Genomic DNA, 25,973 nt, shown 5'->3' on the forward strand with positions numbered 1-25,973 from the left:
TCCCGGCTGATCGAAGAGATGCGAAACTGTGATCGAACTTCGATGCCAATCCGTGATCGTTCAGAGCGGAATACGCATTGATATGCCCCGACATGCCGTTTTTGCCGCGTAAATTGAAATAGCCATGGCGATGAAAACCCGACGGCAGATCGCCGGTAAATTCGAGGATCACATCATCGGTATGCACCAGTAGGGTGACATTCCCCCATGCCGCGACCGTATCCCATACGGCATCGAACTGCTCACCGCTCGCGACGGTGCGGGAGGGCAGATGTTTCACTACCTCCAGCAGCGTGGTCTGATACTGGCTGGCAATCGACTCCAGTGTGCCATCGGGCTGGCTGTTTAAAAATTCCTGTAATGCGCTATGGCTCATCAGTAACTCCTGGCCGGTTTATCGGCCGCAATAGGGGGCATATTTAGTGTCTGGATCAGCTCCTGCAGCGACTGCAAAATATTGCTCGCCCAGAAACGGCCTTCGTCTGTCAGGCGCAGGCAGGTCGAGGTATCTTTGGTCAGGCCTGCCTGATGCCACTGATTCAGCAGCGGTGTCAGCGCACTGGCATGGGGAGTCAGTTCCTCCAGCGGCACGCGGGCAGTTTCCACACAGGCCTGCAGCGTGTTGCGCCACTGGAAGCCCTGCTCCATAGTGCGCATCATCATCATCAGCGGCTTTTCGCCAGCGGCAACCGCGCTGTTCCAGGCATCGAGATTGCGTTCGCCAAGCCATGAGTAGCCGTTGACCGAGCCTCCCGCACCGGAGCCAAATGCCAGACAATCGGCACCCTGTTTGATCAACAGGTTATACAGATTGCGCTCGCGCGGTGTGCGTGCCCAGTGGCTGTTGCTGATGCAGCGCCATCCTTCCTGCGCCATAAATTCACACCCCTGCAGATACAGGTCACGCCGTTCCGCAGGGGAAGGAATGATGACCCGGCCATTAGCGGCGGCTTTACCGAGTGGGGTATTGGGGAACAGATTCAGGGCATAGAGATCGACGCCGTCCAGGCCAATGTCTCTGGCGATGCGCAGATCGCTGTCCCACAGCGCGCTATCCTGACCGGGCAAACCGAACAGCAAATCGCAGACAATGGCGGCACGGTCGCGGCGCACCAGCCCTTCCATAAAGGCGATGGCTTCCGGCCCGCTGGCGGTACGCGCCATCTTTTTGCGGATTTTGCTGTTAAATGACTGGATGCCGATGGAAAAGCGGTTTGCGCCAGCATCCAGGCAGGCATCAATGCGCTCATCATCGAAATTCAGAATACGTCCTTCAATGGTGATTTCGCAGTCCGGCGCCAGAGGAAGACGTTCGCGCAGCGTGGTGATAATACGCGCCAGGTCCGTTGCGGAAAGCGCCGAAGGCGTACCACCGCCGAAATAGACCGCGTGAATCGGTGCTGACTGATGCAACACGCTGTCGGCTTCCCGTTCAATCTCACGCAGCAGGGCATCGGTATAGTGTGTGCAGTGATCGGCGCTGTAGCGGTTCTGGTAGAAACCGCAGAACGTACAGTGGGTGGCGCAAAACGGAATATGCAGATACACCAGACGCTTGCGCGGTGGCGCAGGCTGGCTCAACAGCTGTTGCCAGCTGCTTTTGAGTTGTTCTTTCGCCACAGGCATGGCGCCGCGAAAAGGCATTGTCGCGTGGCGATCCTGAAATGGCTGCCCGCCCAGCTGGGCAAAATAGGGCGTTAAATCCAGTGTCTTTGGGGTTGTTAGCATAGAGAGTCTTTCCACAAAACGAAGCGGTTTTGTGCCGGCTTATTATATCGAGAATACGAATCAATATCGTTTATAAGAAGGAACGGTATCGCTGTCTATTGCTTTAGCTCACAACCGTACAGGCCTTTGATTAATATCAAGCAAACCGTGGCTGACGTGGATAAAAAAGCCCGGCGCAGTGGCCGGGCTGGATACATTCCCGTGATCAGGGAAGTGATGGGAAAGACTTTAGAAGTCGACGTTAACGCCCAGCTGGAAGCTACGACCCGGTGCGATAGAGAGCTGCTGATCGTAGTAGTTCTTATCACTGGAACTGGTGCTGGTCGCTTCTTCAATATTACGCGTGCTCAGATAGTCCCAGTATTTACGGTCAGTCAGGTTGTAGATACCACCGGTGATCTTCACGTTGCTGTTCACACGGTAGTAAGCGCTCAGATCGACCACGCCATAACCTGGTACATTCATGTAGGTGGTGGTGGAGTCGGTAATCGCAGTACCTGAGTTCTGGTAGCCAGCACGACTGGTCGCGGTGGCACGTTTGCCCTTATTAAAGGTGGCAGTCAGTGCGGCGCCGTACAACTGATCCGGAGCATCGTAAGCCACACCCACGACGGCCTTCATCGGTGGTACGCTTTCGAGATCGACGTATTTGTCGCCATCATAGCTGGACTTGGCCGCGCCTTCAGCATAACCAAATGCCAGGCGGGTACTGAATCCTTCAGCCTGCTGGAACCAGGTGCCGAGTTTGAATCTGGCCGTCAGCTCACCACCGTAGATGTAAGCTTTGTCGCGGTTTTCATACTGATAAACCGTGCTGATGCTGCTTGGGTAGCCGCTGCACTTGGTTGTCGTAGTACAGGAGTAACGGGTAATGCCGATGAAGTTCTGATAGTCGCTATAGAACGTCGAGGCACCAATGGTCACACCTTCCACCAGTTCACCTTTCAGGCCCAGCTCATAGTTGTTGCTGGTTTCTGTTTTCAGCTCCGGGCTGCTCAGGATGGCGTAGGTACTGCCGGAACCGCCATAACCCAGGCTCCATGCACCATACAGCTGGTTAGCTGTCGGGAACTGGACGCCGCGTTTGTATTGCAGGTATACCCCCAGGTCTGGGGTCAGTGCGTACTGGAATGTCAGCGCTGGCAGCACCTTGCTGTCAATCATGGTGCCATACAGGTCGCTGGTGTCGGTGATACGACCGTTGTTAGACATCAGACCTGACTGGTTCTTCGGCTGAGCATATTGATACGCCCAGCGAACCCCTGGTCGCACTGAGAAGTCGTGGCCGTTCAGGTCCCAGGTGATGGTGTCCTGTACGAATGCGCCAATCTGCGAGAGTTCGCTGTCCGCCTGAGGCGTGCCCATTGTCGCCTGTACGGTACCTTCCTGAGTCAGCGGACGTACCGCTTTGACGGTACGGGCGTTCATGCCGTAGTTGAACTGATGGCGACCCCAGTCCTTATTAGCGCTGGTTTCAATGCCAAACGTGTTGGTGTCGTAGTTCGTCCACGTCTAGGTTGGCGTGGTGTCGTAAGTGGCGTCATGCGCCTCAGTCTTGGTGTAGAACACTTTGGTGTTCAGGGAGTCGAGCAGGAAGAAGTCAGCAGGTGTCCACAGATCGGCCAGGCTGACACCGTAACGGCGACTCTGACTGGTCTGGTAAGACGTAGCGCCAGTGCGGCTCGTTCCGTTCCAGGTTGGGAAGTTAGTATGGTTAGTTTTGTGGTAGTAATCCACGGTCGTAGTCAGCTGATGTGCATCCGTCGCCTGCCAGATACCAGACGCCAGGATAGCATCGGAATGCCAGTTGGCGGCATTACTGTCGATGGTCGCGTCGTGCTGGTTTTCCGTTTCGTTACCGTCACGGCGGCTGATCACTACAATCCCGCGCAGATAGTCATCGCCGCCTGCCGCAGTAATGCCGTTATGCCAGCTGCGGTTGGAGGAATCATAACCACTCTGGTAACCGAAGTAGGTGTGTTTGTCACTGCGCAGATAGTCGTTAGCAGATTTGGCTTTAAACGACACTGAACCGCCCAGTGCGCTGTTGGTATTGCTGACTTCAGTCGCGCCAGAAAGGATATCGACTGAGTTATACATATACGGGTCGAGGTAGTCGCCACGGCCGATGCCGTAGGTTCCGTACTGAGAACGGCCACTGGTCTGCGACGTTGCGCGGTCGGTGGCGGTTGGCAGCTCTACGCCATCGACATCGATAGAGACGCGGTTGCCATCGAGGCCGCGGATGTTATAGCTGGTGGAACCGCTGCGGTCGTAGCTGCTTTTGCCCGTGCTGGTACCGCCAGCGGCGCCATTGGCGCTGATCAGTGGCTGGTAGCGCATGACGTTGCCGAAATCGTTAACACCGTTTTTCTGCATTTCGTCAGCACTGATAGTGACTTTGGTGCCTGGTTCAATTTTCGGCGACCATACTGTCATCTCGGCGGGTGTTTCACCCTTGTTGAGCGTACTGGCCGTGCTCTCAGTTTTGGTGGTGCTGGTCGTGCTGCTGTCCGCGGCATGGCCTGCGAAGGCGGTACCGCTGAGGAGTGCGGACAGGATCAGCTTATTCAGATGCGACATCTGAAACCCTGTGTAGTGGAAAGACATGTGAAACTCCGTCAAGTGATAATGCTTTGCTTTTTATGTGGTTATTAATGCTTTGCTGCCTTGCGACAATATCCCTACTTATGTAAGTGATAATTATTGTCAATTGCTAAATATTATCATTAATAATTCGTAGTGATAAGTATTATCATTTGACGGTGAGGTAAATTTACACAGTCTTAACGCCCCAGAGGTGAACATCGGCAAAAATACGTTGTCAGAGCGTGAGGCGTGCGGAGGTGATGGGAAAAGGGGAATCGCCCGCAAGACTCCTGCGGGCGGTATGAGGGATCAGAGAGAATTTGCCGCCTGCATTGCCAGTTCAAACGAGCGCAGCCGCGCCTGGCTATCAAAGATCTGGCCATTGACCATAACCTCATCCGCCTGGGTTTCGCGGATCAGTGACGTCAGCCCCTGACGCACTTTCTCAATATCACCCACGATGGACATACTCAGTGCCTGCTGCACGCCATACTGCTCGGATGGCGACCACAGGTTATCCATATTTTCCACCGGCGCAGGCAGGGGGCCAGGTTTGCCGCGGCGCAGGTTGATAAACTGCTGCTGCATCGAGGTAAACAGGAAACGGGCATCGCGTTCGCTGTCGGCGGCGATCACATTGACACACACCATGGCATACGGCTGAGCCAGTCGTGCCGATGGCTGGAAGTGTTTGCGATACACCTGCAGTGCCTGGAACAGCAGGTCCGGCGCAAAGTGGGAGGCAAACGCAAACGGCAGACCCATCTGCGCTGCCAGCTGCGCGCTGTACAGGCTGGAACCCAGCAGCCATACCGGGATTTTCAGACCCAGACCCGGCACCGGCTGTACCGGTGGTTGCTGATCGGCACTGGCATCGAACCAGCTCACCAGCTCCGCCACATCTTCCGGGAAGGTATCCGCCTGTACCCCTGAGTGATGGCGGCGCAGCGCCATCATGGTGCGCTGGTCGGAACCTGGCGCGCGTCCGAGGCCGAGATCAATACGGCCAGGATAGAGTGATTCGAGGGTGCCGAACTGCTCGGCAATGACCAGCGGCGCATGGTTGGGCAGCATCACGCCGCCGGAACCCAGTCGCAGCGTGCTGGTGTTCGCCGCCAGATAGCCGATCAGCACCGACGTTGCGGCGCTGGCGATACCAGTCATATTGTGATGTTCAGCCAGCCAGTAGCGGTGAAACCCGAGCTTCTCCGCCTGCTGCGCCAGCGCCAGCGAGGCATGGAACGCCTCGCGTGCGTTTGAGCCTTGGGGAATCGGTGCTAAGTCCAGCACCGACAGAGGAACGGATTTTTTTTCAGACATGGGAGCTCACTTTGGTCTGCGCGACGAACAGCTTCGCCGGGAACGAATAATGTTAAGTATTACGTATTATACCCGTCATACTTCAGGTTGCAGGTGTGTTGGCTTCCTTACTCACCCCGGTCACTTACTTGTGTAAGCTCCCGGGGATTCGCTGCGTCGCCGCCTTCCTGCAACTTGAATTATTTAGGGTATAGTAACCTTATTAAAACTGCATTTATCATTCACGTTTTCACCGGCTGTGCCATCGCGCCGCCGTTTACTCCTGCAGCACCAGCCCTGCCAGATTACGCCAGTAACCGTTGCTGTCATTACGCTGTGCCATCATCAGCGGCACCTGGCCCTGCTGATTGGCGCGGAAACGGTCAATCAGCGCCAGGGTGTCGATATCCTGCGGAAACAGGCGCAGAATATCGACCATGCCCTGCATCGAGGTCTGGTCGTTCGCCAGGTTATAGCAGTCGCCGCTCATGGTCTGAATGCCGTTCAGCACAAAGACCTGCTGATTCTCCTGCGACAGCACACGCCGTCCCTGCGGATAGTCAATACAGCAGGTTTCGCACTCATCTTTCGCACGGTTTTCTGAACGGGCGGTAAAACAGCGGGCAGACAGCGCCAGCGGCAGATGACCATAACCCACCACTTCCACCTCAAACTGCTGGCGAATGCCCAGTTCTTCACACTGTTGCAGAATATTCGCCAGCCAGTCACGTGACAGCTCGGCAGGCATGCACCAGCGCGTCATTCCCTGCTTCAGCAGCATACGCAGCGTGACCGCGTTGTAGCCATTCAGCGCGTAGCCCGCCGCAAACGGGATACGCTGTTCCGCCGCCATATTGACGGTGCCGAGGTCGTTGGCTTCAATCAGAAATTCACCGTTATCGACGTAACGTTTGATTTCACCCAGCTCAGAAGCGGACTGCACCAGCGCCAGCGTGCTCAGCACCACCTGTTTGCCGCTCTCGCGCAGCAGATGGGCGATATCCAGCCAGTCACGGAATTTGGTGGCGCGGCGTTTGCTGCACACCGTTTCGCCAAGATAGACGATATCCGCGCTGCTCTCTGCTGCTGCCTGGTAAAAGGCGCTCAGCTGTTCAGTTGGCCAGTACCAGAGTACCGGGCCCAGGGCGTATTTCATGGTGGTTCCTACTGCCATTTGCGGTGATACGCGCCGAGGGTGGTTTGCGTGCCTTCCGACAACGCTCCCAGCGCATCCATCCAGTTTTGTTCAATCAGGAAGTTATCCGGCGTCGCCAGACAGCGATCGATAGCCTGACGCCAGATGCGCGTCACTTCGGCGACATACGCCGGGCTGCGCTGACGTCCTTCAATCTTCACTGAGGCGATCCTGGCCTGCAGCAATTCCGGCAGCAGTTCGAGGGTATTCAGGCTGGTCGGCTCTTCCAGCGGGTGATAGCGCACGCCATCCACCTCGTAGCGGCCTTTGCACAGCGTCGGATAACCGGCGTTTTCTTCAGGCGCATAGCGGTCAATCAGCACGTCATTCAGGCGCGACTCCAGACCGGCAGCCGTTTGCTGCCAGCGTACAAAGCGCGCCGGAGAGCAGGCACCGACGGTATTTGGCGATTCACCGGTCAGCCATGAGGAGAGGTAACAGCGGCCTTCCGCCATAATGCACAGGCTGCCAAAGGCGAACACCTCCAGCGGCACTGGCGTGGCGCGTGCCAGCTGGCGCACCTGGTGCATCGACAGCACGCGTGGCAGCACAATGCGCGCAGCGGCAAACTGGCGGTGATAAAACTTTATCGCTTCGATATTGGTGGCAGATGCCTGCACCGAGACATGGCGCTCAATATGCGGATAGCGTTCAGTGGCATACTCCAGCATCGCCAGATCGGCAAGGATCAGCGCGTCAGCGCCGAGGTCTGCCGCCATATCCACCGCCCGCTGCCAGCGCTGATAAGCGTCGGGATGGGCAAAGGTATTGATCGCGACATGCAGCTTGCGCCGCCGTTGATGCACAAAGTTTGCCGCTTCCTGCAGGCGTTTTTCGGTAAAGTTCAGACCGGCGAAATGGCGGGCGTTGGTATCATCCTTCAGGCCGATATAGACCGCATCGGCACCATTTTCGATGGCCGCTTTCAGCGCGGGCAGGTTTCCCGCCGGGCAAAGAAGTTCCATACGTGATCTCTGGAATAACAATAACAACCGACGAGTGTAGACGCCCGGGATGCGACAAATTTTGATTTAAGGCAGCGAATGGCGTAATCATTGTGCAACACAGAGTGAAAAACAGTAGAGTTGGCGCAGTTAACCGGATGCGCCATGCACAGCCGGCCAGGCCAGGGCAAAATAGCCGACATTTTCATAAGGAGTGTTAAGAGTGTTGAATCAGCTTCACGCACAATGCGTCGTCAAAGGCCCGCAGCTTTTGCGTTTCCCGCTACAATTCACCCCTTTTGCGATTAAACAGCGTTTGTTGCGGCAGCTGCTAAACTGGCAATTTCATCATGCTCTGGCGGAAGGTGAGTTAAACTTTCTTGAGGGGCGCTGGTTAGGCGTGGAAATCCGCGACCTGGATCTGCGCTGGTCTGTCAGCGTGGTCGACGGTCAGCTGGAGATTGGCGACTGCCAGCAGGTTGACGTCTGGTTCCGTGGTGATGCCAACGATCTGTTGCTGGTGGCGGCGCGCAAACGTGATCCTGACACGCTCTTTTTCCAGCGCCGGCTGGTGATTGAAGGCGATACCGAACTGGGACTTGAGGTAAAAAATTTAATGGATGCCATTGAGCTGGAAATGATGCCGACGCCACTGCGTCTGGGACTGACGCAACTGGCCCAATTTGTTGAGACCGGACTGACTAAGGACGCGAATTCCACCGTGAATCGCGCGGGTGCATCATGTTAATTCGCACAGAAATCGGCGTTGATGCCGCAGGTATCGACAGCCTGCTGCGCCGCAGCTTTGCCACTGAAGCCGAGGCGGAACTGGTTCATCAGCTGCGTGAAGATGGCTTACTGACGCTGGGCGTCGTGGCGACGGATGATGAAGGTCAGGTGCTGGGCTATGCGGCATTCAGCCCGGTGACGTTGCAGGGTGAGGACAAACAGTGGGTGGCACTGGCGCCGCTGGCAGTGGACGAGAGTGTACGTCGCCAGGGGATTGCCCAGCAGCTGATCTATGAAGGTCTGGATACCCTGAACGAATTTGGCTACGCCGCGGTAGTGGTGCTGGGTGAGCCCGCATTCTACAGCCGTTTCGGTTTTGAGCCTGCTGTGCGCCACCAGTTGCACTGTAAATGGCCAGACAGTGAGGCGGCGTTCCAGTTGTATAAACTGGCGGATAACGCGTTTGACGGTGTTGCCGGGCAAATTGAGTTTGCCGAGCCGTTTAACCGTTTCGATTAGCCAGCCATTCAGACAGCGAAGCGGGCTGGTGCGCCACCAGCCTTAGCTTGTCCTGTCGCTTCAGCTGTTTGACCTGATACTCCAGCTTTGACGCATCGGCACGATTACCCGCTTCGCAACTAAACATCAGTGTCAGTGGCCCTTTGCCACGCAGCGCTTTTGCGCCAGTGCCGTTCTGATGCTGGCGCAGGCGGCGCGCCACATCATTGGTGATCCCGGTATACAACATCCCGGCGGCGGTGCGTAAGATATAGAGCCGCCAGCGGTCTGGCGTGCTGTCATCGCTCATAACGGGTCTCAGTCTGTCAGTGTCTGGTGGCATTCTATGTCTATTCATCGCGGCTCGCTATATGCCAGAGTACGCTTTTCCCGCTGATATAACGGAGTTATTTTGTCCCCATCCGAGTCACTGGCTGCGATTAGCCGCTATCTGAAAAAGCAGCATGTCCTGTCGCTCTGCTGTGGTACGGCGGACGATTTGTGGTGTGCCAACTGTTTCTACGTCTTTGCGCCACAACAGATGGTGCTGTGGATAATGACCGAAGCGAATACCCGCCACGGTGAACTGATGCAGCAGCAGCCGCGCGTTGCTGGCACGGTCAGCGCGCAGACCAAAACGGTGCTGCTGATTAAAGGCGTGCAGTATCGCGGCGAGATCCGCCGCTTAACAGGCGGTGACGAAGCGCAGGCGCGGGCGACTTACTGCCAGCGTTTTCCGGTGGCGCGTACGGTGTCGGCTCCGCTGTGGGAGATCCGCCTCGATGAAGTAAAAATGGTGGATAACGCGCTGGGGTTTGGCAAAAAACTGCTGTGGACGCGCGAGGCCGGTGAATAGTGGCCGGGCGCACCCGGCCATGGCGGTTAACGTTGCAGAATACGCAGTGACTCGCGGTTAAACGCCGGCAGATCGTCCGGCGTGCGGCTGGTCACCAGTTTGTCATTGTCGACCACCACCTCTTTATCATAAAAATCCGCGCCCGCATTTTTCAGATCGATGGCGATCGCTTTCACTGATGTCATCTTGCGGCCACGCACGCCGTTGGCGCTAATCAGCAGCTGCGGTCCGTGGCAGATGGCAAAGACCGGCTTGCCGCTGGCGACAAACTCCTTAGTGAAGGCGACAAAGCGGTCGTCACCGCGCAGGCTGTCAGGTGAATGGCCGCCAGGCAGCAGCAGGGCATCAAACTCTGCCGCATGCACATGATCGATATCTTTATCAATTTTAACCGTGGCTTTTCCCTGCTTGCCGGTCACGGTTTTCCCCGGCTTCCTTTTCGATGGTCACCACTTCGTGACCTGCTCTGGTATACGCATCGGCAGGAGAGGTAAATTCAGAGTCTTCAAATTCATCGGTAATCAATACCGCAATCTTCTTGCTCATCTTTTCCTCCGGTTTGTGTTAAATAACGGATTAAGTCTGGTTGAGTATGCTTAAAACGCAATGTCTGATAAAACAGTAAACGGTTAATTTGCGTCTTTACAGCCAGTTGCGCAGTGCGGAAGCCAGTAACAAAGCGTGTCTGTCCGCGCCAGACCGCAGGAACAGGAGAGCATGATGAGCACAGTACTTTTGACCGGGGCAACAGGACTGGTAGGCGGCCATTTGCTGCGTTTGCTGATGGCTGACACGCGTATTTCCACCATTATCGCGCCGACGCGTCGCGCGTTGCCGCCGCTGGCGAACGTTATCAATCTGGTGGAAGAGGATTTAACCGATGCGCTGCGTCCGCTGGAGACGCCGGTCGATATCGTTTTCTGCTGTCTGGGCACCACCCGTAAACAGGCAGGCAGTAAAGAGGCGTTTATTCATGTCGACTACACGCTGGTAGTGGATAGCGCACTGGCCGGGCAGCGGCTGGGGGCGCAGCATATGCTGGTGGTGAGTGCACACGGCGCCAATGCCCGTTCGCCGTTTTTCTATAACCGGGTGAAAGGGGAGATGGAAAACGCATTACGCCATCAGCACTGGCCACATTTGACGCTATTGCGGCCGTCGCTGTTACTGGGAGATCGCCGCGAGCAGCGCGGCGCGGAATCCTGGTTTGCGCCGCTGTTTAAACGTCTGCCGGGCAACTGGCGGGCGGTGGAGGCGCGTGATGTGGCGCAGAGCATGCTGGAGGCCGCTTTCCGTTCTGGCCCTGAGCTGGAAATCATTGAATCTGCCGCGCTGCAGCGGGGTTAACGCAGATAGTGAATCACCTGATTGCTGCTGCCGCGCCACAGCAGCATCGGGTCATACAGCGCCTGGACAAATTTTCCGTCAATCAGCACATTAATCAGATCCACCACCTGCTGCTGTGTCGGGGTCAGCTCATCCAGTCGGTAGCCGGTCCACAGCCAGATATCTTTCCCCGCGCACTGACGGCGTACCCGTTTCAGCAGGCGCAGCACATCCGGCACATTGGCCGGATGCAGCGGATCGCCGCCGGATAACGACAGCCCCTGGCGTGGAATGCGCGTGTCATTGAGATCGTTAATCAGCGCCTCTTCCATCTCAATGCTGAATGGCACACCCGAGTTTACCCGCCAGGTACTTTTGTTATAGCAGCCCGGGCACTGATGCTCACAGCCGGCGACAAACAGCGTGCAGCGGGTGCCCGGGCCGTTAACAATATCCACCGGATAATACTGATGGACATTCATGGTTACTGATCAAGCGCGCCAGTGGAGAGGTGTTTCACCCGGCGTTTTACCTCTTCCTGCTTACCGGCGTTAAATGGCCGCGCATCCGGGCTACCCAGATAGCCGCATACCCGACGGGTCACGGATACCCTGCTGGCATCGTGGTTGCCACATTTCGGACAGGTGAAGCCTTTGCTGGTGCAGTCAAATTCACCGGTAAAACCACAGTCGTAGCACTCATCGATCGGCGTATTGGTGCCGTAATAAGGTACGCGGTGATAGCTATAGTCCCAGACATCTTCCAGCGCTTTCAGGTTGTGCTGGATATTGGGGTATTCGCCGTAACAGATAAAACCACCGCTGGCCAGCGGCGGGTAAGCGGCTTCGAAGTCGATCTTATCGTACGGATTGACCTTCTTCTCGACATCAAGGTGGAAGCTGTTGGTGTAGTAGCCTTTGTCGGTGACGCCTGGCACCACGCCAAAGTGGGCGGCGTCGAGCCGGCAGAAGCGGTCACACAGGTTCTCGCTCGGCGTACTGTAAAGGCTGAAACCATAATCGGTTTCCTCTTTCCACTCTTCGACCGCTGCACGCAGACGAGCGACGATGGCGACCGCTTTTTCACGCAGCGCCAGGTCGTCATAGACATGCACTTTGCCGCCGCTCAGGGCGTTAATGGTTTCATGAATGCCGATATAACCCAGCGAAATCGAGGCGCGGCCGTGTTTGAAAATCTCCGCGATATCGTCGTCGGCTTTCAGGCGCACGCCGCAGGCACCTTCCATATACAGAATTGGCGCGACGCGGGCTTTCACCCCTTCCAGTCGGGCGATGCGGGTCATTAACGCTTTTTTCGCCAGCACCAGGCGCTCATCCAGCAGCGACCAGAAGCGTGCTTCATCGCCTTTGGCTTCCAGCGCGATGCGCGGCAGGTTCAGGCTGATGACGCCGAGGTTATTACGGCCATCATGGATCAGCTCGCCATTTTCTTCATATACGCCGAGGAAGCTGCGGCAACCCATTGGCGTTTTAAACGAGCCAGTGACTTTCACCACCTGGTCGTAGTTAAGGATATCCGGGTACATGCGCTTACTGGCGCACTCCAGCGCCAGTTGCTTGATGTCATAGTTCATATCGCCCGGGCGGTGGTTAATGCCGTCACGGATGGCAAACACCAGTTTCGGGAACACCGCGGTTTTATGGTTTTTCCCCAGTCCGGCAATACGGTTGCGCAGGATCGACTGCTGGATCAGCCGTGCCGACCAGCTGGTGCCAAGGCCGAAACCAAAGGTGACAAACGGCGTCTGGCCGTTGGCGGTATGCAGGGTGTTGACTTCATATTCCAGCGACTGGAACGCGTCGTAGCACTCTTTTTCGGTGCGGCTGAGGGCAAAACCTTCGGCGTCCGGAATGTGCCACTGCTGCGCCACCTGCTGATATTTGGCGTAGCTGACTTCAACAAACGGCGCCAGAACTTCATCGATACGGTTAATGGTGGTGCCGCCATAAATATGGCTGGCGACCTGAGCGATGATCTGCGCGGTAACGGCGGTGGCGGTGGAGATCGATTTTGGCGGTTCGATCTCGGCATTACCCATCTTAAAGCCATTATTCAGCATGCCTTTCAGATCGATCAGCATGCAGTTAAACATCGGGAAGAACGGCGAGTAGTCGAGATCGTGATAGTGGATCTCACCGCGTTCATGGGCGCTGACCACATCGAGCGGCAGCAGGTGCTGCTGGGCGTAGTGTTTCGCCACGATCCCCGCCAGCAGATCGCGCTGGGTCGGGATCACTTTGCTGTCTTTGTTGGCGTTTTCATTCAGCAGCGCCGGGTTGCTCTGCTCGACCAGGCCACGGATCGCCTGGTTCAGCTTGCCGCGCTGTTCACGTGCCACATCGCGGTCATGGCGATATTCAATATAGGTGCGCGCCAGCTGCGGATAGCGCCCGGCCATCAGCAGATCTTCTACTGCACTCTGGATCTCATGAATATCAACCTTGCTGCGCCCCTGCATCTGCAGGCTGATCTGACGCGCAACGGTGGCGCAATAGTCATCATCGTTAATCTGTGCCGCGCGCGCAGCACCGCAAATCGCCGCGCAGATACGTTGTTCATCAAAGGCTACCTGACAGCCATCTCGTTTGATTACTACTGTTGCCACCGCTGCTCTCCTTATGTACCCGTCATACTTCAGGCAGCAGGTGCGTTGGCTTTCCTCACTCACCCTGGTCACTTACTGGTGTAAGCTCCCGGGGATTCGCTGCGTCGCCGCCTTCCTGCAACCTGAATTATTTAGGGTATAGGTGAAAACTATATATTGATAAGGAGTAGCATACTAAACCCAATATATGGTGTTTTGATCGAAATTAACTGCACTTTTATTGATGCAGAGCAAAGATTCCACCGCATGCAGAAAAGTTGCTCAGAATGGTTTTGGGCGGAATAATTCCGCCCGGTGAAGGTTACACGCCAGGCTTCTGATACCACCAGATCGCTTCATACGGTCGCAGCATCATTTCGCCGGGCGCCGGGCGTGAGGACGGATAGTTACTGAGCAAAATGTTCCAGTCGCCGTCAAATACGTCAGGGTGCCACGACTGGGCGTCGCGGCTCAGATTGACCGCCACAATCAGCGTTTCGCCTTCGTACTGGCGACGGTAGCACCACAGATAAGGGTGCTCCGGCAGCAGATCGAGATAATCACCCCAGGTGAGGATGGCGTGGGTTTTGCGCAGCTGGATCAGCTTCTGGTAGGTGTAGAACACCGAGTCATCATCAGCAATGGCGGCTTCGGCGTTGATGGTGGCGACGCTGTCGCTGATGCCAATCCACGGTGTGCCGCTGGTAAAGCCGCCGTTTTCGCTGGCGTCCCACTGCATCGGCGTGCGGCCGTTGTCGCGCGATTTGCTGGCGAGGATTTCCAGCAGATTATCGCTGTCGCGGCCCTGAGCGCGCAGTTCGGCGTACATGTTGTGACTTTCGATATCGCGGTAATCGATGATGCGGGTGAAGTGCGGATTGATCATCCCCAGCTCTTCGCCCTGGAAGATGTAGGGGGTGCCCTGCATACCGTGCAGCGCCATCGCCAGCAGTTTTGCCGACTGGACGCGGTACTCGCCTTCGTCACCCCAGCGTGAGACCACGCGTGGCTGGTCGTGGTTACACCAGAACAGGGCGTTCCACGCCCGGTTGTGCATCCCCTGCTGCCAGTGGGTAAAGATCGCTTTCAGCGCCACCAGATCCAGCTGTGTCAGCGTCCATTTCTGGCCCTGAAAAAAGTCCACTTCCACATGATCGAAGCTGAATACCATCGACAGCTCGTCGCCCTCCAGCGAACCATACTGCTGGCAATGTTCCAGCGTGGCGGAAGACATCTCTCCCACCGTCATCAGTTCACGCGGCCGGAACACATCGCGACTCATTTCACGCATATATTCATGAATGCGCGGGCCGTCAGTATATAACCGCAGGCCGTCGCCTGCGGGATCGTCGGGGAAGTCCTGGTGTTTCGACACCAGATTCACCACGTCGAGACGCAAACCATCAATACCGCGATCCGCCCAGAAATTGACGATCTGCTTCAGCTCAGCACGCAGGCTCTCGTTTTCCCAGTTGAGATCCGCCTGTTCCGGTGCCCACAGGTGCATATAGTACTGAGCACTTTCCGCGTGCCAGCGCCAGGCGTGGCCACCGAATTTGGATCGCCAGTTGTTGGGCGGGCCACCGCCTTCAGCAGCATCGCGCCAGATATAGTAGGAGCGGTAGGGGCTTTCGCGATCCAGCGCTTCGTGAAACCAGTGGTGTTGGGTTGAGGAGTGGTTAAACACCTGGTCGAGGATCACACGCAGGCCGCGTTTATGCGCCTGTTCGACCAGATTGTCGAAGTCGGTCATGGTGCCGTAGGCGGGATCGATGGCGATGTAGTTCGCGACATCGTAGCCGTTATCGACCTGCGGTGAGATATAAAACGGCGTCAGCCAGATGGCATCCACGCCGAGCAGTTTCAGGTAATCGAGCCGCTGAATAACGCCTGCCAGATCGCCTGTTCCGCTACCCGTCGTATCCTGAAAGCTCTTGGGATAGATTTGGTAGATAACGCCGTTCTGCCACCATGGTGGAATTTTATTCATTGCTCAATCCTGCTTTTCAGGGCGAAAAGATCCACCCATTTGTGTAGACGGTTTAATCGTTTTTATTTGCGTCTTTTAAGATTAGACAGTTACTGGCGGTTCGAAACTGTGGTCGCGCAGGATCAGTCTGAAAATCGCTGGTGCGGAGCAGAGGAAACGGCGGAAGTGACTGTGACACAAGGGGATAGCGCGTTCAGGTAGGGGAAAAAAGTTAAGTAAATCCGTGCATAAGGATGTTGCAAAAATTTGCAGCGGGGGGTTTTGGCATCGTCTGGCAGATCGAGATACCCGGGGCGACCACCCCGCGGTCTTCCGCGGACAAGCCGCTCCAGAGCCATCGGGGTGTTTCCCCTAAAATCGCGCCTTCGCGCTGATGCAGGCGACAGACGCGCCTTCCTTCGTGAGCGGGGGAAAGCTGGGATGGGGGAACTGACGGCCCGGCGTCATTTGTTCACCCTCCCCCGCTGGCGGGGGAGGGGACACGGAATTCTGCAGAAGCGACAGCGATCCCGTTATTCTGGTCTTAACGGCGAACCGCGATAGCTTCAATCTCAATCTTCACGTCTTTTGGCAGACGCGCGACTTCCACACAGGAGCGGGCAGCGAAGCTGGCGTTATGCTCGGTGAAGAACGCTTCATAGGTCGCATTGACCGTGGCGAAATCATTGAGATCTTTCACAAACACCGTCGTTTTCACGATGTCGCCCACTTTCAGACCAGCCGCTTCGACGATAGCTTTCACGTTTTCCAGTGACTGACGCGCTTGCGCGGAAACATCGTCAGCGATCGCGCCGGTTTTTGGATCGACCGGAATCTGGCCTGAAGTCATGATCATACTGCCGAGATCCACACCCTGAACATAAGGTCCGATAGCGGCGGGGGCTTTTTCCGTACTGATTTCGCGCGACATAACTTCTCCTGATGGTAGGGGCGGGCAGCGCCGCCCATGCTAAATATCTCAGTTAAGCACCAGCCTGCGTCATCGCTCATGCGTGTGAGCAGGGGGCTAACAACGTCCTCCATTATAGGGAGGACGATGGCGATTACCAGTTTGCCAGGACCACCTGATGGGCAAACTCTTTCTCGCAATATTTGCATTTCAGCTGCACATCGCCCTGGCGCTCTTTGACCGCGAAGCTGGAGTAAACCGGCTCGCTGCGGCTGATGCAGTTGCCGTTCGGGCAGGTCAGCACGCGCTCAATACGATCCGGCAGCGTCGGCGAGATCTTACCGACCACTTCATATTCGTCGATGCGGTTCACCGTGGCGTGAGGGGCATAGACCGCCAGCTGGTTGATCTGATCGTCGGTCAGAAAGGTGTTTTCAATCTTGATCAGATCTTTGCGGCCCAGTTCACCAGAGGGCAGGTTCAGGCCAATGGTGATGCGCTGATCGGTCTCCGTCAGGCGAAACAGGGTCAGTAATTTAAAGCCAACCTGTGCCGGGATATGGTCGATCACCGTGCCGCGTTTAATCGCTTCAACCTGCAGTTTGTTATCGTGCGTCATACTATTATCCCCCTTACAGAGCCAGTTCGCGATTCAGTACCAGCGCCAGCAGCGCCTGACGGGCGTAGATGCCGTTGCCTGCCTGCTGGAAGTACCAGGCGTGCGGCGTGCTGTCGACATCGGTGGTGATCTCATCGATGCGTGGCAGCGGATGAAGGACTTTCATGTTGTCGCGTGCACCTTCCAGGTCGCTGGCGCGCAGGACAAATTGCGCCTTCACATTGGCGTATTCGGACGGATCGAGACGCTCTTTCTGCACGCGTGTCATGTACAGGATGTCCACCTGCGGGATCACTTCCTCGATGCTGTCATGGCGGCTCCAGACAATGCCCTGTTCGTCCAGCATATCGGTGATGTAGGACGGCATGGCCAGCGCATCAGGGGCGATAAAGAAGAAGCGGTTGCCGTCGAACTTCGCCAGTGCCTGCGCCAGTGAGTGCACAGTACGGCCATATTTCAGGTCACCGACCATCGCCACATTCAGTTTGCTCAGGCGGCTCTGGGTTTCCTGAATGGTAAACAGATCGAGCAGTGTCTGGGTTGGGTGCTGGTTCGCGCCGTCACCAGCGTTCAGTACCGGCACTCCGCCGGAGAATTCGGTCGCCAGTCGCGCTGCGCCTTCCTGCGGATGGCGCATGACAATGGCGTCAACGTAGGTGCCAATCACTGAAATGGTATCGGCGAGGGTTTCGCCTTTTTTGCCCAGCGAGGTGTTGCTGCCATCGGCAAAGCCCACCACCGACGCGCCCAGACGGTGCATTGCCGTTTCAAACGACAGGCGGGTACGGGTCGACGCCTCAAAGAAGCAGCTGGCGATTACCTTGTGCTTCAGTAACTCCGGCTGCGGGTTGGCTTTCAGGCTGGCGGCAGTTTGCAGCACCAGCTCCAGCTCTTCACGGCTTAAGTCGTTTATTGAAATGATATGCTTGTGATACAGCGGATTGGCCATGTTCCACTCTCCTCAGGACGTGCCGGATGACGGACAAAAAAAAGCCCCTGCAATGAGGGGCTTTTTTTCAGATCGGTTAGGCAACGGGAGGAAACGGGTGCCCCGCCTGCGTGCAGACGTGGTTGAGCAATGATGTTTACGGTGCTCAGTGGCATACTTCCTCCCGGCAAATTGTCGGGCATTATACTCAATCAGGCTGTTGCCGCAAACGATTTCCCCGTCATGCTTCGCACTGCCGCTGCGCTCACTCACCCCGGTCGCATCGTTATCTGTGCGCCCGGGGATTCGCAGACTTGCCGCCTTGCCGCAGCCCGAATGATTTAGGGGAGACGGTGCAACGTTCTTAGAGCGGTTTCGCCAGCGTGGCGACCATCACTGCCTTGATGGTGTGCAGACGGTTTTCTGCCTGATCAAACACCACGCTGTGCGCGGATTCAAACACTTCATCCGTCACTTCCATACCGCCTTTCAGATCGTACTGTTGCGCCATTTGCTGACCCAGCGTGGTCTGATCGTCATGGAACGCAGGCAGGCAGTGCAGGAATTTCACCTGCGGATTGCCGGTCAGCTGCAGCATCGCGCTGTTCACCTGGTATTTACGCAGCAACGCGATACGCTCCTGCCATACTTCCTTTGGCTCGCCCATCGAGACCCATACATCGGTGTAGATAAAGTCTGCGCCTTTGACGCCTTCTGCGATATCTTCAGTGAGGGTGATTTTGCCACCGGTTTTTTCTGCTGCCTGACGACACTGTTCGACCAGCGCCTCTTCCGGCCAGCAGCTTTTTGGCGCGACCAGGCGCAGATCCAGCCCCACCAGCGCGGCCGCTTCCAGCATGGTATTACCCATGTTGTTACGCGCATCACCGGCATACACCAGCGTCATCTCTTTCAGCGATTTCTCTGGCAGGTGCTCCTGCATGGTCAGCAGATCTGCCAGCAGCTGCGTCGGGTGGAATTCATTGGTCAGGCCGTTCCACACCGGTACGCCCGCATACTGTGCCAGCGTTTCGACGATTTCCTGGCCGTGACCGCGATACTGAATACCGTGATACATGCGGCCCAGCACGCGCGCTGTATCTTTAATCGACTCTTTATGGCCGATCTGGCTGCCGCTTGGACCAAGATAAGTGACGTTCGCGCCCTGATCGAATGCGGCAACTTCGAAAGAGCATCGGGTGCGGGTCGAGTCTTTTTCGAAGATGAGCGCAATATTTTTGCCTGTCAGATGCTGAACTTCTTCACCGTTTTTTTTCGCGGTTTTTAGTGAGGCGGCCAGCGCCAGCAGAGCGTTAATCTCTGCCGGAGTAAAATCAAGCAGCCTGAGGAAATGACGTTGATGGAACTGACTCATACAGCACTCCGTGTCTCGCTTTGAATGAATTAAAATTCAATCTAATCGAATGAATATGCATTTTCAACCCCGGAGAAAAGAAACTTTGTGTTTTGTGTAGTGGCGCGAACGGCGCTGTGGGAAAATAATCAAATTAATAGCCGACGACCCTGAGGAGCAGAACCATGGCTTACGAACAATTGCTGGAAGAGCAGCGCGAAGAAACGCGTCTGATCATCGAAGAACTGCTGGAGGATGGCAGTGATCCCGATGCGCTGTATGCCATAGAGCACCACCTCTCCTGCAACAATTTCGATTCGCTGGAGAAAGTGGCGGTGGAAGCCTTTAAACTCGGCTATGAAGTCAGCGAGCCGGAAGAGCTGGAACTGGAAGACGGCACTACCGTGATGTGCTGCGATATTATTAGTGAAGGCGCGCTGAATGCCGAACTGATTGATGCCCAGGTTGAGCAGCTGGTGGTACTGGCGGGTAAATTCAACGTCGACTATGACGGCTGGGGCACCTACTTTGAAGATCCTGATGCGCAGGATGAAGACGAGGATGGTGATGTTGATGAAGACGACACTGGTGTGCGTCACTGATTGATGCTGGCTGCACGCTGTAAGTTCGACGCCTGAGCATCACTTTACGTTCTGTGCCTGGGCCTCGTTTCTGGTCCTGTGATTGCGCCGGGAACACGGTCAGCTCCGGAAAGTCGCTTTTCGTCGTCCCTGACCGCTCGGCCCGCGCCGTCCATGGCGCGGGACGCTTTCCTCCGCTGACCGTGTTCCCGGCGTTTTAAACCTGTGAGTTGCTGCAAACGTGCCATCGGCAATCCTGCGTTAAATTGGTTAGCGACCGAACTTAAATACTTTCTCTGACACACTGATAAAAATGAATTACGACGAACTTCTTGCCCCGATCCACGGCTTTCTCCAGTGCCGTACCCCACAAGCGTGGATTGATGAGGCGCGCAAAGCGGAAAATCTCGCCCTGTTGCTGACTGACCACCTGGTCTGCGAACTGAAAGCCGCGCAAACCGCCATCTGGCTGATCCGCAAGTATGTGGCCGATAAAGAGAGTGGCGATGCGTTGCTGGCATGGCTGAAACCGTATGAAAACTTTGTTCACAGCGAAAACTACGATCTGCAGTTTCTGGCTGACCACAAGAGTTTGTCGAAAAGCGTGATTACGCGCGGTGACCTGCCGTATGCCGATGATCTGGTGGAAAAAATGGTGCTGCTGATTAAGGAAGAGCTGCACCATTTCTATCAGGTGCTGGAAATTATGCAGGCGCGCAACATTCCCTATCGCAAAATCACCGCCAGCCGCTATGCCAAAGGGCTGATGCGCGAAGTGATCACTCACGAGCCGGAAACGCTGGTGGATAAGCTGATTTGCGGCGCGTATATCGAAGCGCGCTCCTGCGAACGTTTTGCCAGTCTGGCGCCGTATCTTGATGAGGAGCTGGAACGCTTCTATCTGTCGCTGCTGCGCTCAGAGGCGCGCCACTACCAGGATTATCTGGAATTAGCGGCACAAATCGCGGCAAAAGATATCAGCGAGCGCGTCAGAAAAATCGGTGAAACCGAAGCGCAGCTGATTTTACAGCCGGATGAAGAATTACGTTTTCACAGCGGTGTGCCGTGCGGTGCGGCGTTGCAGGGGCGACACTAAGGTCGCCCGCGCGACGGGATTCACCCTTCCGCCAGTTCGCGCAGATACTGGAAAATCTGACGATAGGCTTTCGGTGGTTTGTTAGCCGCTTTCTCTTTCTGCGCATTACGGATCATTGTGCGCAGTTGCTGACGGTCAGCGTCAGGATAGAGATTCAGCACTTCCGGCACCGCATCATCGCCTTTTTCCACCAGACGGTCGCGCAGCGCTTCCAGTTTATGGAACAGCGACACCTGCTGGTTGTGACGGTTTTTCAGCTTATCCAGCGCCTGGCGGATCGGTTCAACGTCACGCGCGCGCAGCATTTTACCAATCAGCTGCAGCTGACGGCGGCGAGCTTCTTTCTTGATCTTCTGCGCCAGTTCAACCGCGTCGCGCAGTTCTTCATCCAGCGGGATCTTATCCAGCGAGTTTTTGCCGAGATCGATAATCTCCGCGCCGAGGCGTTTTAACTCTTCGGCATCGCGCTTAATTTCACTTTTACTGACCCAGATAATCTCTTCGTCTTCTTCGTCCTGATTATCGGGTACATCATCGAGCCAGTCTTCGGGCTGCTTGGTCATGGGTAGGCTCCTAAAAAAGAAGCTAATGCTATCAGGTTACGTGGCTACTGCGAAATTGTTCTCTGAGTCTGTTAGACTCAAACTATTCCCATTCATTAATTATATGGCAGGCCGATGAAAGTAATCTCCCAGGTTGCAGAACAACGTAAAGTGCTGGAACAGGCGGTCGCACAGGCGCTTGAACTGGCAAAAGCCAGCACTGACGGGGCAGAAGTCGCCGTCAGCAAGACCACCGGCATCAGCGTCAGTACCCGTTACGGTGAAGTGGAAAATGTCGAATTCAACAGTGATGGCGCGCTGGGTATCACCGTTTATCACCAGAATCGTAAAGGCAGCGCTTCGTCGACCGACCTGAGCCCGGATGCGATTAAACGCACGGTGCAGGCGGCGGTGGATATTGCCCGTTATACCTCGCCTGATCCGTTCGCGGGTATGGCGGATCGCGATCTGCTGGCGTTTGAAGCGCCGGATCTCGATCTGTTCCACCCGTCTGATCTGGATGCTGATCAGGCGATCGAACTGGCGGCGCGTGCCGAGCAGGCATCCCTGAAAGCGGATAAACGTATCACCAATACCGAAGGCGGCAGCTTTAACAGCCATGTCGGTATCAAAGTGTTTGGTAACAGCCACGGCATGCTGCAGAGCTACTGCTCCAGCCGCCACTCGCTCTCCAGCTGCGTGATTGCGGAGCAGGATGGCGATATGGAACGCGATTACGCCTACACCATTGGCCGCGCGATTGGCGACCTGCAGTCACCGGAGTGGGTGGGTGAAGAGTGTGCACGTCGCGTTGTGTCACGCCTTGCTCCACGTAAGCTGGCGACCATGCAGGCACCGGTGATTTTTGCCGCTGAAGTGGCGACCGGGCTGTTTGGTCATCTGGTCGGCGCGATCAGCGGCAGCAGTGTGTATCGCAAATCCACCTTCCTGCTCGACTCGCTGGGCAAACAAATTCTGCCAGAGTGGCTGACGATTCAGGAACAACCGCATCTGCTGAAAGGTCTGGCGTCGACACTATTCGACAGCGAAGGTGTACGCACCCAACAGCGCGATATCATCAAAGATGGCGTGCTGCAGACCTGGCTGCTGACCAGCTATGCAGCGCGTAAACTTGGCCTGCAGAGCACTGGCCATGCTGGTGGTATCCACAACTGGCGTATTGCCGGGCAGGGCGCCAGCTTTAACGACCTGCTGAAGCAGATGGGCACCGGTCTGGTGGTCACTGAGCTGATGGGGCAGGGCGTCAGCGGCATTACCGGTAATTACTCCCGTGGTGCGGCGGGTTACTGGGTGGAGAATGGCGAAATCCAGTATCCGGTGAGTGAAATCACCATCGCTGGCAATCTGAAAGATATGTGGCGCAATATGGTCACAGTCGGCAGCGATATCGAAACGCGCAGCAACATTCAGTGCGGCTCCGTTTTGTTACCAGAAATGAAAATTGCGGGTCAGTAAATAACATCTTCATTTTTTTCGCATATGATTAAACGGCGGTCCTGAAGAGGCCGCCTTTTTTACATTCACAAATAACATTCCCCTAAATCATTCGGGCGGCAGCCAACGCCGCTGGCGTTCGAAATATAACGGGGAAAAAAGGAATGTCGTGATGCGAAAGCCTTTTATTGCAATGTTGACTGTGTCGTTGTTGTGCTCCAGCGCGTCGGTGCTGGCGAAAGAGGGACTGGAACAGGATATGGATATCCTGAAAGACACTTATCGTGTGGTGCAAAAAACCGATGATCTGACGGAGTTTAAAAAGGCGCTGGGCGATATGCGCGCTGCTGCGGAAGATGCAAAAACCCGTACGCCGGATTCGCTAAAAGGCAAAGCGCCGGACAGCCCGGAAATGAAGGATTACCGTGCGGAAATGGATACGCTGATCGCGCAGATTGATACCAGTAAGAAACTGGCTGATGCCGGTGATCTCGCCGGGGCGCAGACTGAAGCGAAAAAATTTGCCGCGACGCGTGACGCCGGACATAAGAAGTTCCGTTAATCACCCGGGGCCATTATCTGGCCCCGTCTTTTATCCCGGGAAGGTTATGCCGATGCCGCCGCAAACGCGCCCGGTGTGATGCCAAAGTGGGTGCGGAAATATTTGGTAAAATGGCTCTGATCGAAGAAACCTACCTCGCTGGCGACCTGAGCGGCACTGATACCTTGCGCTAATAACCCTTTTGCTCTGACCAGACGGATTTGCGTCAGATACTGATGCACGGAAAGACCCGTCATGCTCTGAAAGGTACGCATAAAATAGAACTCGCTCAGCCCGGCAACGGCGGCGATCTCTTTGACGGTGACGGGCTGGTGATAAGCACACTGGAGATAATCGATAGCCTTACGGATATCGGCACGCAGCAGCGCATGCATTGAACCTGTTACCGTGCGTTCGCCGTAACGACCAATCAGCGAGCTGAGCGCCTGATACATCACACACTCTTTTTCCAGCGGGTCCTGGCTCTGGTTAATCACCGCAGAAGCTTGCAGCAGTCGTCGCGCCAGTAACGGATCGTGGCGCATCCCTTCCTTGCCAAAATTGACGTCGCCTTTGCCGTGCAGCAGGGCTTCTGCAACCTCATTGATCAGCGTCTGCGACGGATAGAAAGCACAGTAATCCCAGCCTTCGTCACGCTGTACCGCTTCACCGGTATGCACTTCGCCCGGCATAATGATCATCACGGTGCCTGGCGCAGCAATGCCTTTCTGGCGACAGACACGGGTACGCTGAGCGCCACGGGCGAAGGCGGCGATGACGAATTCGTTATGAAAATGAGGTGGATAGCTGTGTTCGTAGCAGGAGGCGCGCAGAATTTCCATGCCGCCATGCAAGCTATTGTCGCGCCATAAGCGGATATCGTCCCGTTTCTCTTTCATCACTGATGCGCCCGGTATGCGCTCTCCCTCGCATTTTTTCGCTAATAAGCAGGATTTTACTATAGCAACCTGCCGGGTGACTTAAAATGGTCTCTTCAGATGTGGAGTTTATGGAAAATAAGATGTCGACGAATATCAATATCGCGCAGGGGGGAGAGGCCGTCGCCTTGTTCCGCGCTGGCGTTTCAGCCTGTATCCCTACTATCCCCGGCTACTGGAGCATTGGTTTTGCTGCGGGCGCTATCGGAACCTTATCCGGTTTCAGTGTCATGCAGACCGCCTTGCTGGCGGCGGCACTGTATGCCGGTTCTGCACAGTTTCTGTTTTATTCGCTCTGGGCCGCAGGCGCGGAAATGGCGTCGGTGGTGCTGAGCGTGTTTCTGGTGAATCTGCGCTATCTGCTGATGAGCTCTTCGATGAGCGTGTTCTTCCGCGACTGCACCACGTGGCAGAAGGTGGTCAGCGGCCTGCTACTCACTGACGAAACCTTTGGCGTGGCGGTACAGTACGCCAGCCAGCATCAAAAAGTACCTTTTGCCTGGATGCTGGGGCTGAATGTCTCTGCGTGGCTGAACTGGATTCTGGCCTGTGTGCTGGGCGCATGGCTGGCCGCTGCACTGCCAGCGTCACTGATGGAAGGCCTGAGTTTCAGCCTGGTGTCGATGTTTATTGGTCTGGTGTTGATGACCTGGTTCGCCAGCCGCCGCAAAGCGCTGGAGACGCTGGCGATGGTGGTGGCCGTGCTGGTAACGCTGCTCTCCTCCAGCCATCTCGATCTTAGCGTGGTGGTGATTATCGCCGCATCCGCTTCTGCGACGCTGGCAACAATACTGTTGCGTGTAATGAAAAAGGGCAGGGACTAACCATGGAACGCAATATCATTCTGGCGATTCTCGCTTCTGCTTTTGTCACTGCATTGATGCGCGTGGTGCCGATTGTCCTGCTGTCGCGCTTTCGTCTCGCGCCGGTGGTTCAGCAGTGGCTAAGCTTTATTCCCTGCGCGATTATGGCGGCGATTATTACTGCAGAGCTGGTGGCGAAACCGGCACTGACCAGTTCCGGTATCAGCGTGTCGCTGCTGGCGGCACTGATTGCCGCGATTGTTGGGGCGATAACTCGCGGGCTGTTTGCCACGGTACTGGCGGGGATGGTGGCGTATATGGGATTGCGGTTCTTTTTTGGTATGTAAAAAGTTATCTCTGCTGGCAACGTTCTGATCCCCTCCCCCATGTATGTACGGTCCGGGGACACAGTGAACACTTGTTCGGGGACATGGTAGACACTTACAACTAAGGCATAAGAACCCGTTT

General features: G+C 55.8%; 25 protein-coding genes and 2 pseudogenes. 10 read left to right on the forward strand and 17 right to left on the reverse strand.

The window, feature by feature from the left end; all coding sequences use genetic code 11:
• From hutX to ubiU, 6 genes and pseudogenes are all read right to left on the reverse strand, one after another.
• A partial coding sequence (gene hutX, locus ACSZO1_RS13610) for a heme utilization cystosolic carrier protein HutX (protein ID WP_437613399.1) occupies positions 1–376 on the reverse strand: 376 nt, incomplete at its 3' end.
• Entirely contained in the window at positions 376–1,728 is a 1,353-nt protein-coding gene (gene hutW / locus ACSZO1_RS13615) for a heme anaerobic degradation radical SAM methyltransferase ChuW/HutW (RefSeq protein WP_437613401.1), read from the reverse strand. The genes hutX and hutW, both read right to left, overlap by 1 nt.
• 228 nt (positions 1,729–1,956) lie before the next feature.
• Positions 1,957–4,338 (reverse strand): annotated as a pseudogene (locus tag ACSZO1_RS13620) (TonB-dependent hemoglobin/transferrin/lactoferrin family receptor).
• 288 nt (positions 4,339–4,626) lie between these two features.
• A complete protein-coding gene (locus tag ACSZO1_RS13625; RefSeq protein WP_437613403.1) occupies positions 4,627–5,637 on the reverse strand; it encodes a luciferase-like monooxygenase in 1,011 nt (336 codons plus the stop codon).
• 256 nt (positions 5,638–5,893) lie between these two features.
• Positions 5,894–6,772, reverse strand: a complete 879-nt coding sequence (locus ACSZO1_RS13630; RefSeq protein ID WP_437613405.1) for a U32 family peptidase — start codon at positions 6,770–6,772, stop codon at positions 5,894–5,896.
• A gap of 8 nt (positions 6,773–6,780) precedes the next feature.
• Positions 6,781–7,776, reverse strand: coding sequence for a ubiquinone anaerobic biosynthesis protein UbiU (gene ubiU, locus ACSZO1_RS13635; protein ID WP_437613407.1), 996 nt, complete (start codon positions 7,774–7,776; stop codon positions 6,781–6,783).
• A gap of 202 nt (positions 7,777–7,978) precedes the next feature.
• Here ubiU and ubiT point away from each other — a divergent pair, with 202 nt between their 5' ends.
• Positions 7,979–8,503 (forward strand): ubiquinone anaerobic biosynthesis accessory factor UbiT, encoded by a 525-nt coding sequence (ubiT, locus tag ACSZO1_RS13640; RefSeq protein WP_437613409.1) that lies wholly within the window; start codon positions 7,979–7,981, stop codon positions 8,501–8,503.
• Positions 8,497–9,003, forward strand: a complete 507-nt coding sequence (locus ACSZO1_RS13645; protein WP_437613411.1) for a GNAT family N-acetyltransferase — start codon at positions 8,497–8,499, stop codon at positions 9,001–9,003. Before ubiT ends, ACSZO1_RS13645 begins: the two co-directional genes overlap by 7 nt.
• On the opposite strand, the gene ACSZO1_RS13650 is transcribed toward ACSZO1_RS13645, so the two are convergent.
• Positions 8,987–9,292 (reverse strand): GIY-YIG nuclease family protein, encoded by a 306-nt coding sequence (locus ACSZO1_RS13650; protein WP_437613413.1) that lies wholly within the window; start codon positions 9,290–9,292, stop codon positions 8,987–8,989. The genes ACSZO1_RS13645 and ACSZO1_RS13650 overlap by 17 nt on opposite strands.
• A gap of 102 nt (positions 9,293–9,394) precedes the next feature.
• On the opposite strand from ACSZO1_RS13650, the gene ACSZO1_RS13655 reads away from it, so the two are divergent.
• Positions 9,395–9,838 (forward strand): YhbP family protein, encoded by a 444-nt coding sequence (locus ACSZO1_RS13655; RefSeq protein WP_437613415.1) that lies wholly within the window; start codon positions 9,395–9,397, stop codon positions 9,836–9,838.
• Between the two features lie 26 nt (positions 9,839–9,864).
• Here ACSZO1_RS13655 and ACSZO1_RS13660 read toward each other — a convergent pair.
• Positions 9,865–10,384, reverse strand: a pseudogene (locus ACSZO1_RS13660) (type 1 glutamine amidotransferase domain-containing protein).
• Positions 10,385–10,558: 174 nt separating this feature from the next.
• On the opposite strand from ACSZO1_RS13660, the gene ACSZO1_RS13665 reads away from it, so the two are divergent.
• The gene (locus ACSZO1_RS13665) at positions 10,559–11,185 is read left to right on the forward strand and encodes an NAD(P)H-binding protein (protein WP_437613417.1); all 627 of its coding nucleotides are present in this window, start codon (positions 10,559–10,561) and stop codon (positions 11,183–11,185) included.
• Here ACSZO1_RS13665 and nrdG read toward each other — a convergent pair.
• The 7 genes from nrdG to argF form a co-directional block, all read right to left on the reverse strand.
• Complete coding sequence (gene nrdG, locus ACSZO1_RS13670) at positions 11,182–11,646, reverse strand: anaerobic ribonucleoside-triphosphate reductase-activating protein (protein ID WP_437613419.1); 465 nt, start codon at positions 11,644–11,646, stop codon at positions 11,182–11,184. The genes ACSZO1_RS13665 and nrdG overlap by 4 nt on opposite strands.
• A gap of 2 nt (positions 11,647–11,648) precedes the next feature.
• Entirely contained in the window at positions 11,649–13,790 is a 2,142-nt protein-coding gene (nrdD, locus tag ACSZO1_RS13675) for an anaerobic ribonucleoside-triphosphate reductase (protein ID WP_437613421.1), read from the reverse strand.
• A 301-nt stretch (positions 13,791–14,091) separates the two neighbouring features.
• Positions 14,092–15,759 carry an alpha,alpha-phosphotrehalase gene (locus ACSZO1_RS13680; protein WP_437613423.1) on the reverse strand — a complete coding sequence of 556 codons (1,668 nt, stop codon included), beginning with the start codon at positions 15,757–15,759 and terminating at the stop codon, positions 14,092–14,094.
• Positions 15,760–16,282: 523 nt separating this feature from the next.
• Positions 16,283–16,669: a 2-iminobutanoate/2-iminopropanoate deaminase gene (gene ridA, locus ACSZO1_RS13685; protein ID WP_437613425.1), complete on the reverse strand. Its 387-nt coding sequence runs from the start codon at positions 16,667–16,669 to the stop codon at positions 16,283–16,285.
• Positions 16,670–16,802: 133 nt separating this feature from the next.
• Entirely contained in the window at positions 16,803–17,267 is a 465-nt protein-coding gene (gene pyrI, locus ACSZO1_RS13690) for an aspartate carbamoyltransferase regulatory subunit (RefSeq protein ID WP_437613427.1), read from the reverse strand.
• 13 nt (positions 17,268–17,280) lie between these two features.
• Entirely contained in the window at positions 17,281–18,216 is a 936-nt protein-coding gene (pyrB, locus tag ACSZO1_RS13695; RefSeq protein ID WP_437613428.1) for an aspartate carbamoyltransferase, read from the reverse strand.
• 343 nt (positions 18,217–18,559) lie between these two features.
• Positions 18,560–19,570 (reverse strand): ornithine carbamoyltransferase, encoded by a 1,011-nt coding sequence (argF, locus tag ACSZO1_RS13700; protein ID WP_437613430.1) that lies wholly within the window; start codon positions 19,568–19,570, stop codon positions 18,560–18,562.
• 164 nt (positions 19,571–19,734) lie between these two features.
• On the opposite strand from argF, the gene rraB reads away from it, so the two are divergent.
• A complete protein-coding gene (gene rraB, locus ACSZO1_RS13705) occupies positions 19,735–20,151 on the forward strand; it encodes a ribonuclease E inhibitor RraB (protein ID WP_437613432.1) in 417 nt (138 codons plus the stop codon).
• Positions 20,152–20,443: 292 nt separating this feature from the next.
• A complete protein-coding gene (miaE, locus tag ACSZO1_RS13710; protein ID WP_437613434.1) occupies positions 20,444–21,226 on the forward strand; it encodes a tRNA isopentenyl-2-thiomethyl-A-37 hydroxylase MiaE in 783 nt (260 codons plus the stop codon).
• 20 nt (positions 21,227–21,246) lie between these two features.
• Here miaE and yjgA read toward each other — a convergent pair whose 3' ends face one another.
• Complete coding sequence (yjgA, locus tag ACSZO1_RS13715) at positions 21,247–21,789, reverse strand: ribosome biogenesis factor YjgA (RefSeq protein ID WP_437613436.1); 543 nt, start codon at positions 21,787–21,789, stop codon at positions 21,247–21,249.
• Positions 21,790–21,903: 114 nt separating this feature from the next.
• Here yjgA and pmbA point away from each other — a divergent pair, with 114 nt between their 5' ends.
• Both pmbA and cybC read left to right on the forward strand, forming a co-directional pair.
• The gene (pmbA, locus tag ACSZO1_RS13720) at positions 21,904–23,244 is read left to right on the forward strand and encodes a metalloprotease PmbA (protein WP_437613438.1); all 1,341 of its coding nucleotides are present in this window, start codon (positions 21,904–21,906) and stop codon (positions 23,242–23,244) included.
• A gap of 151 nt (positions 23,245–23,395) precedes the next feature.
• Positions 23,396–23,785, forward strand: coding sequence for a cytochrome b562 (cybC, locus tag ACSZO1_RS13725; RefSeq protein ID WP_437613440.1), 390 nt, complete (start codon positions 23,396–23,398; stop codon positions 23,783–23,785).
• A 44-nt stretch (positions 23,786–23,829) separates the two neighbouring features.
• Here cybC and ACSZO1_RS13730 read toward each other — a convergent pair whose 3' ends face one another.
• The gene (locus ACSZO1_RS13730; RefSeq protein ID WP_437613442.1) at positions 23,830–24,663 is read right to left on the reverse strand and encodes an AraC family transcriptional regulator; all 834 of its coding nucleotides are present in this window, start codon (positions 24,661–24,663) and stop codon (positions 23,830–23,832) included.
• Between the two features lie 122 nt (positions 24,664–24,785).
• Between ACSZO1_RS13730 and ACSZO1_RS13735 the strand changes: the two genes are divergently transcribed.
• Positions 24,786–25,526 carry an AzlC family ABC transporter permease gene (locus ACSZO1_RS13735; RefSeq protein WP_437613444.1) on the forward strand — a complete coding sequence of 247 codons (741 nt, stop codon included), beginning with the start codon at positions 24,786–24,788 and terminating at the stop codon, positions 25,524–25,526.
• A 2-nt stretch (positions 25,527–25,528) separates the two neighbouring features.
• A complete protein-coding gene (locus ACSZO1_RS13740; RefSeq protein ID WP_437613446.1) occupies positions 25,529–25,852 on the forward strand; it encodes an AzlD domain-containing protein in 324 nt (107 codons plus the stop codon).
• The last annotated feature ends 121 nt before the right edge of the window (positions 25,853–25,973 follow it).

This window comes from Erwinia sp. V71, assembly GCF_965644245.1.
In the GTDB taxonomy this organism is placed as follows: Bacteria; Pseudomonadota; Gammaproteobacteria; order Enterobacterales; family Enterobacteriaceae; genus Erwinia.

Excerpts from the sequence above, each read along its gene's own strand:
- hutW (WP_437613401.1), bottom strand. The coding sequence starts at position 1,728 with ATGCTAACAACCCCAAAGACACTGGATTTAACGCCCTATTTTGCCCAG.
- ACSZO1_RS13625 (WP_437613403.1), bottom strand. The coding sequence starts at position 5,637 with ATGTCTGAAAAAAAATCCGTTCCTCTGTCGGTGCTGGACTTAGCACCG.
- ACSZO1_RS13630 (WP_437613405.1), bottom strand. The coding sequence starts at position 6,772 with ATGAAATACGCCCTGGGCCCGGTACTCTGGTACTGGCCAACTGAACAG.
- ubiU (WP_437613407.1), bottom strand. The coding sequence starts at position 7,776 with ATGGAACTTCTTTGCCCGGCGGGAAACCTGCCCGCGCTGAAAGCGGCC.
- ACSZO1_RS13645 (WP_437613411.1), top strand. The coding sequence starts at position 8,497 with ATGTTAATTCGCACAGAAATCGGCGTTGATGCCGCAGGTATCGACAGC.
- ACSZO1_RS13650 (WP_437613413.1), bottom strand. The coding sequence starts at position 9,292 with ATGAGCGATGACAGCACGCCAGACCGCTGGCGGCTCTATATCTTACGC.
- ACSZO1_RS13665 (WP_437613417.1), top strand. The coding sequence starts at position 10,559 with ATGAGCACAGTACTTTTGACCGGGGCAACAGGACTGGTAGGCGGCCAT.
- nrdG (WP_437613419.1), bottom strand. The coding sequence starts at position 11,646 with ATGAATGTCCATCAGTATTATCCGGTGGATATTGTTAACGGCCCGGGC.
- ACSZO1_RS13680 (WP_437613423.1), bottom strand. The coding sequence starts at position 15,759 with ATGAATAAAATTCCACCATGGTGGCAGAACGGCGTTATCTACCAAATC.
- ridA (WP_437613425.1), bottom strand. The coding sequence starts at position 16,669 with ATGTCGCGCGAAATCAGTACGGAAAAAGCCCCCGCCGCTATCGGACCT.
- pyrI (WP_437613427.1), bottom strand. The coding sequence starts at position 17,267 with ATGACGCACGATAACAAACTGCAGGTTGAAGCGATTAAACGCGGCACG.
- pyrB (WP_437613428.1), bottom strand. The coding sequence starts at position 18,216 with ATGGCCAATCCGCTGTATCACAAGCATATCATTTCAATAAACGACTTA.
- argF (WP_437613430.1), bottom strand. The coding sequence starts at position 19,570 with ATGAGTCAGTTCCATCAACGTCATTTCCTCAGGCTGCTTGATTTTACT.
- rraB (WP_437613432.1), top strand. The coding sequence starts at position 19,735 with ATGGCTTACGAACAATTGCTGGAAGAGCAGCGCGAAGAAACGCGTCTG.
- miaE (WP_437613434.1), top strand. The coding sequence starts at position 20,444 with ATGAATTACGACGAACTTCTTGCCCCGATCCACGGCTTTCTCCAGTGC.
- yjgA (WP_437613436.1), bottom strand. The coding sequence starts at position 21,789 with ATGACCAAGCAGCCCGAAGACTGGCTCGATGATGTACCCGATAATCAG.
- pmbA (WP_437613438.1), top strand. The coding sequence starts at position 21,904 with ATGAAAGTAATCTCCCAGGTTGCAGAACAACGTAAAGTGCTGGAACAG.
- cybC (WP_437613440.1), top strand. The coding sequence starts at position 23,396 with ATGCGAAAGCCTTTTATTGCAATGTTGACTGTGTCGTTGTTGTGCTCC.
- ACSZO1_RS13730 (WP_437613442.1), bottom strand. The coding sequence starts at position 24,663 with ATGAAAGAGAAACGGGACGATATCCGCTTATGGCGCGACAATAGCTTG.
- ACSZO1_RS13735 (WP_437613444.1), top strand. The coding sequence starts at position 24,786 with ATGTCGACGAATATCAATATCGCGCAGGGGGGAGAGGCCGTCGCCTTG.
- ACSZO1_RS13740 (WP_437613446.1), top strand. The coding sequence starts at position 25,529 with ATGGAACGCAATATCATTCTGGCGATTCTCGCTTCTGCTTTTGTCACT.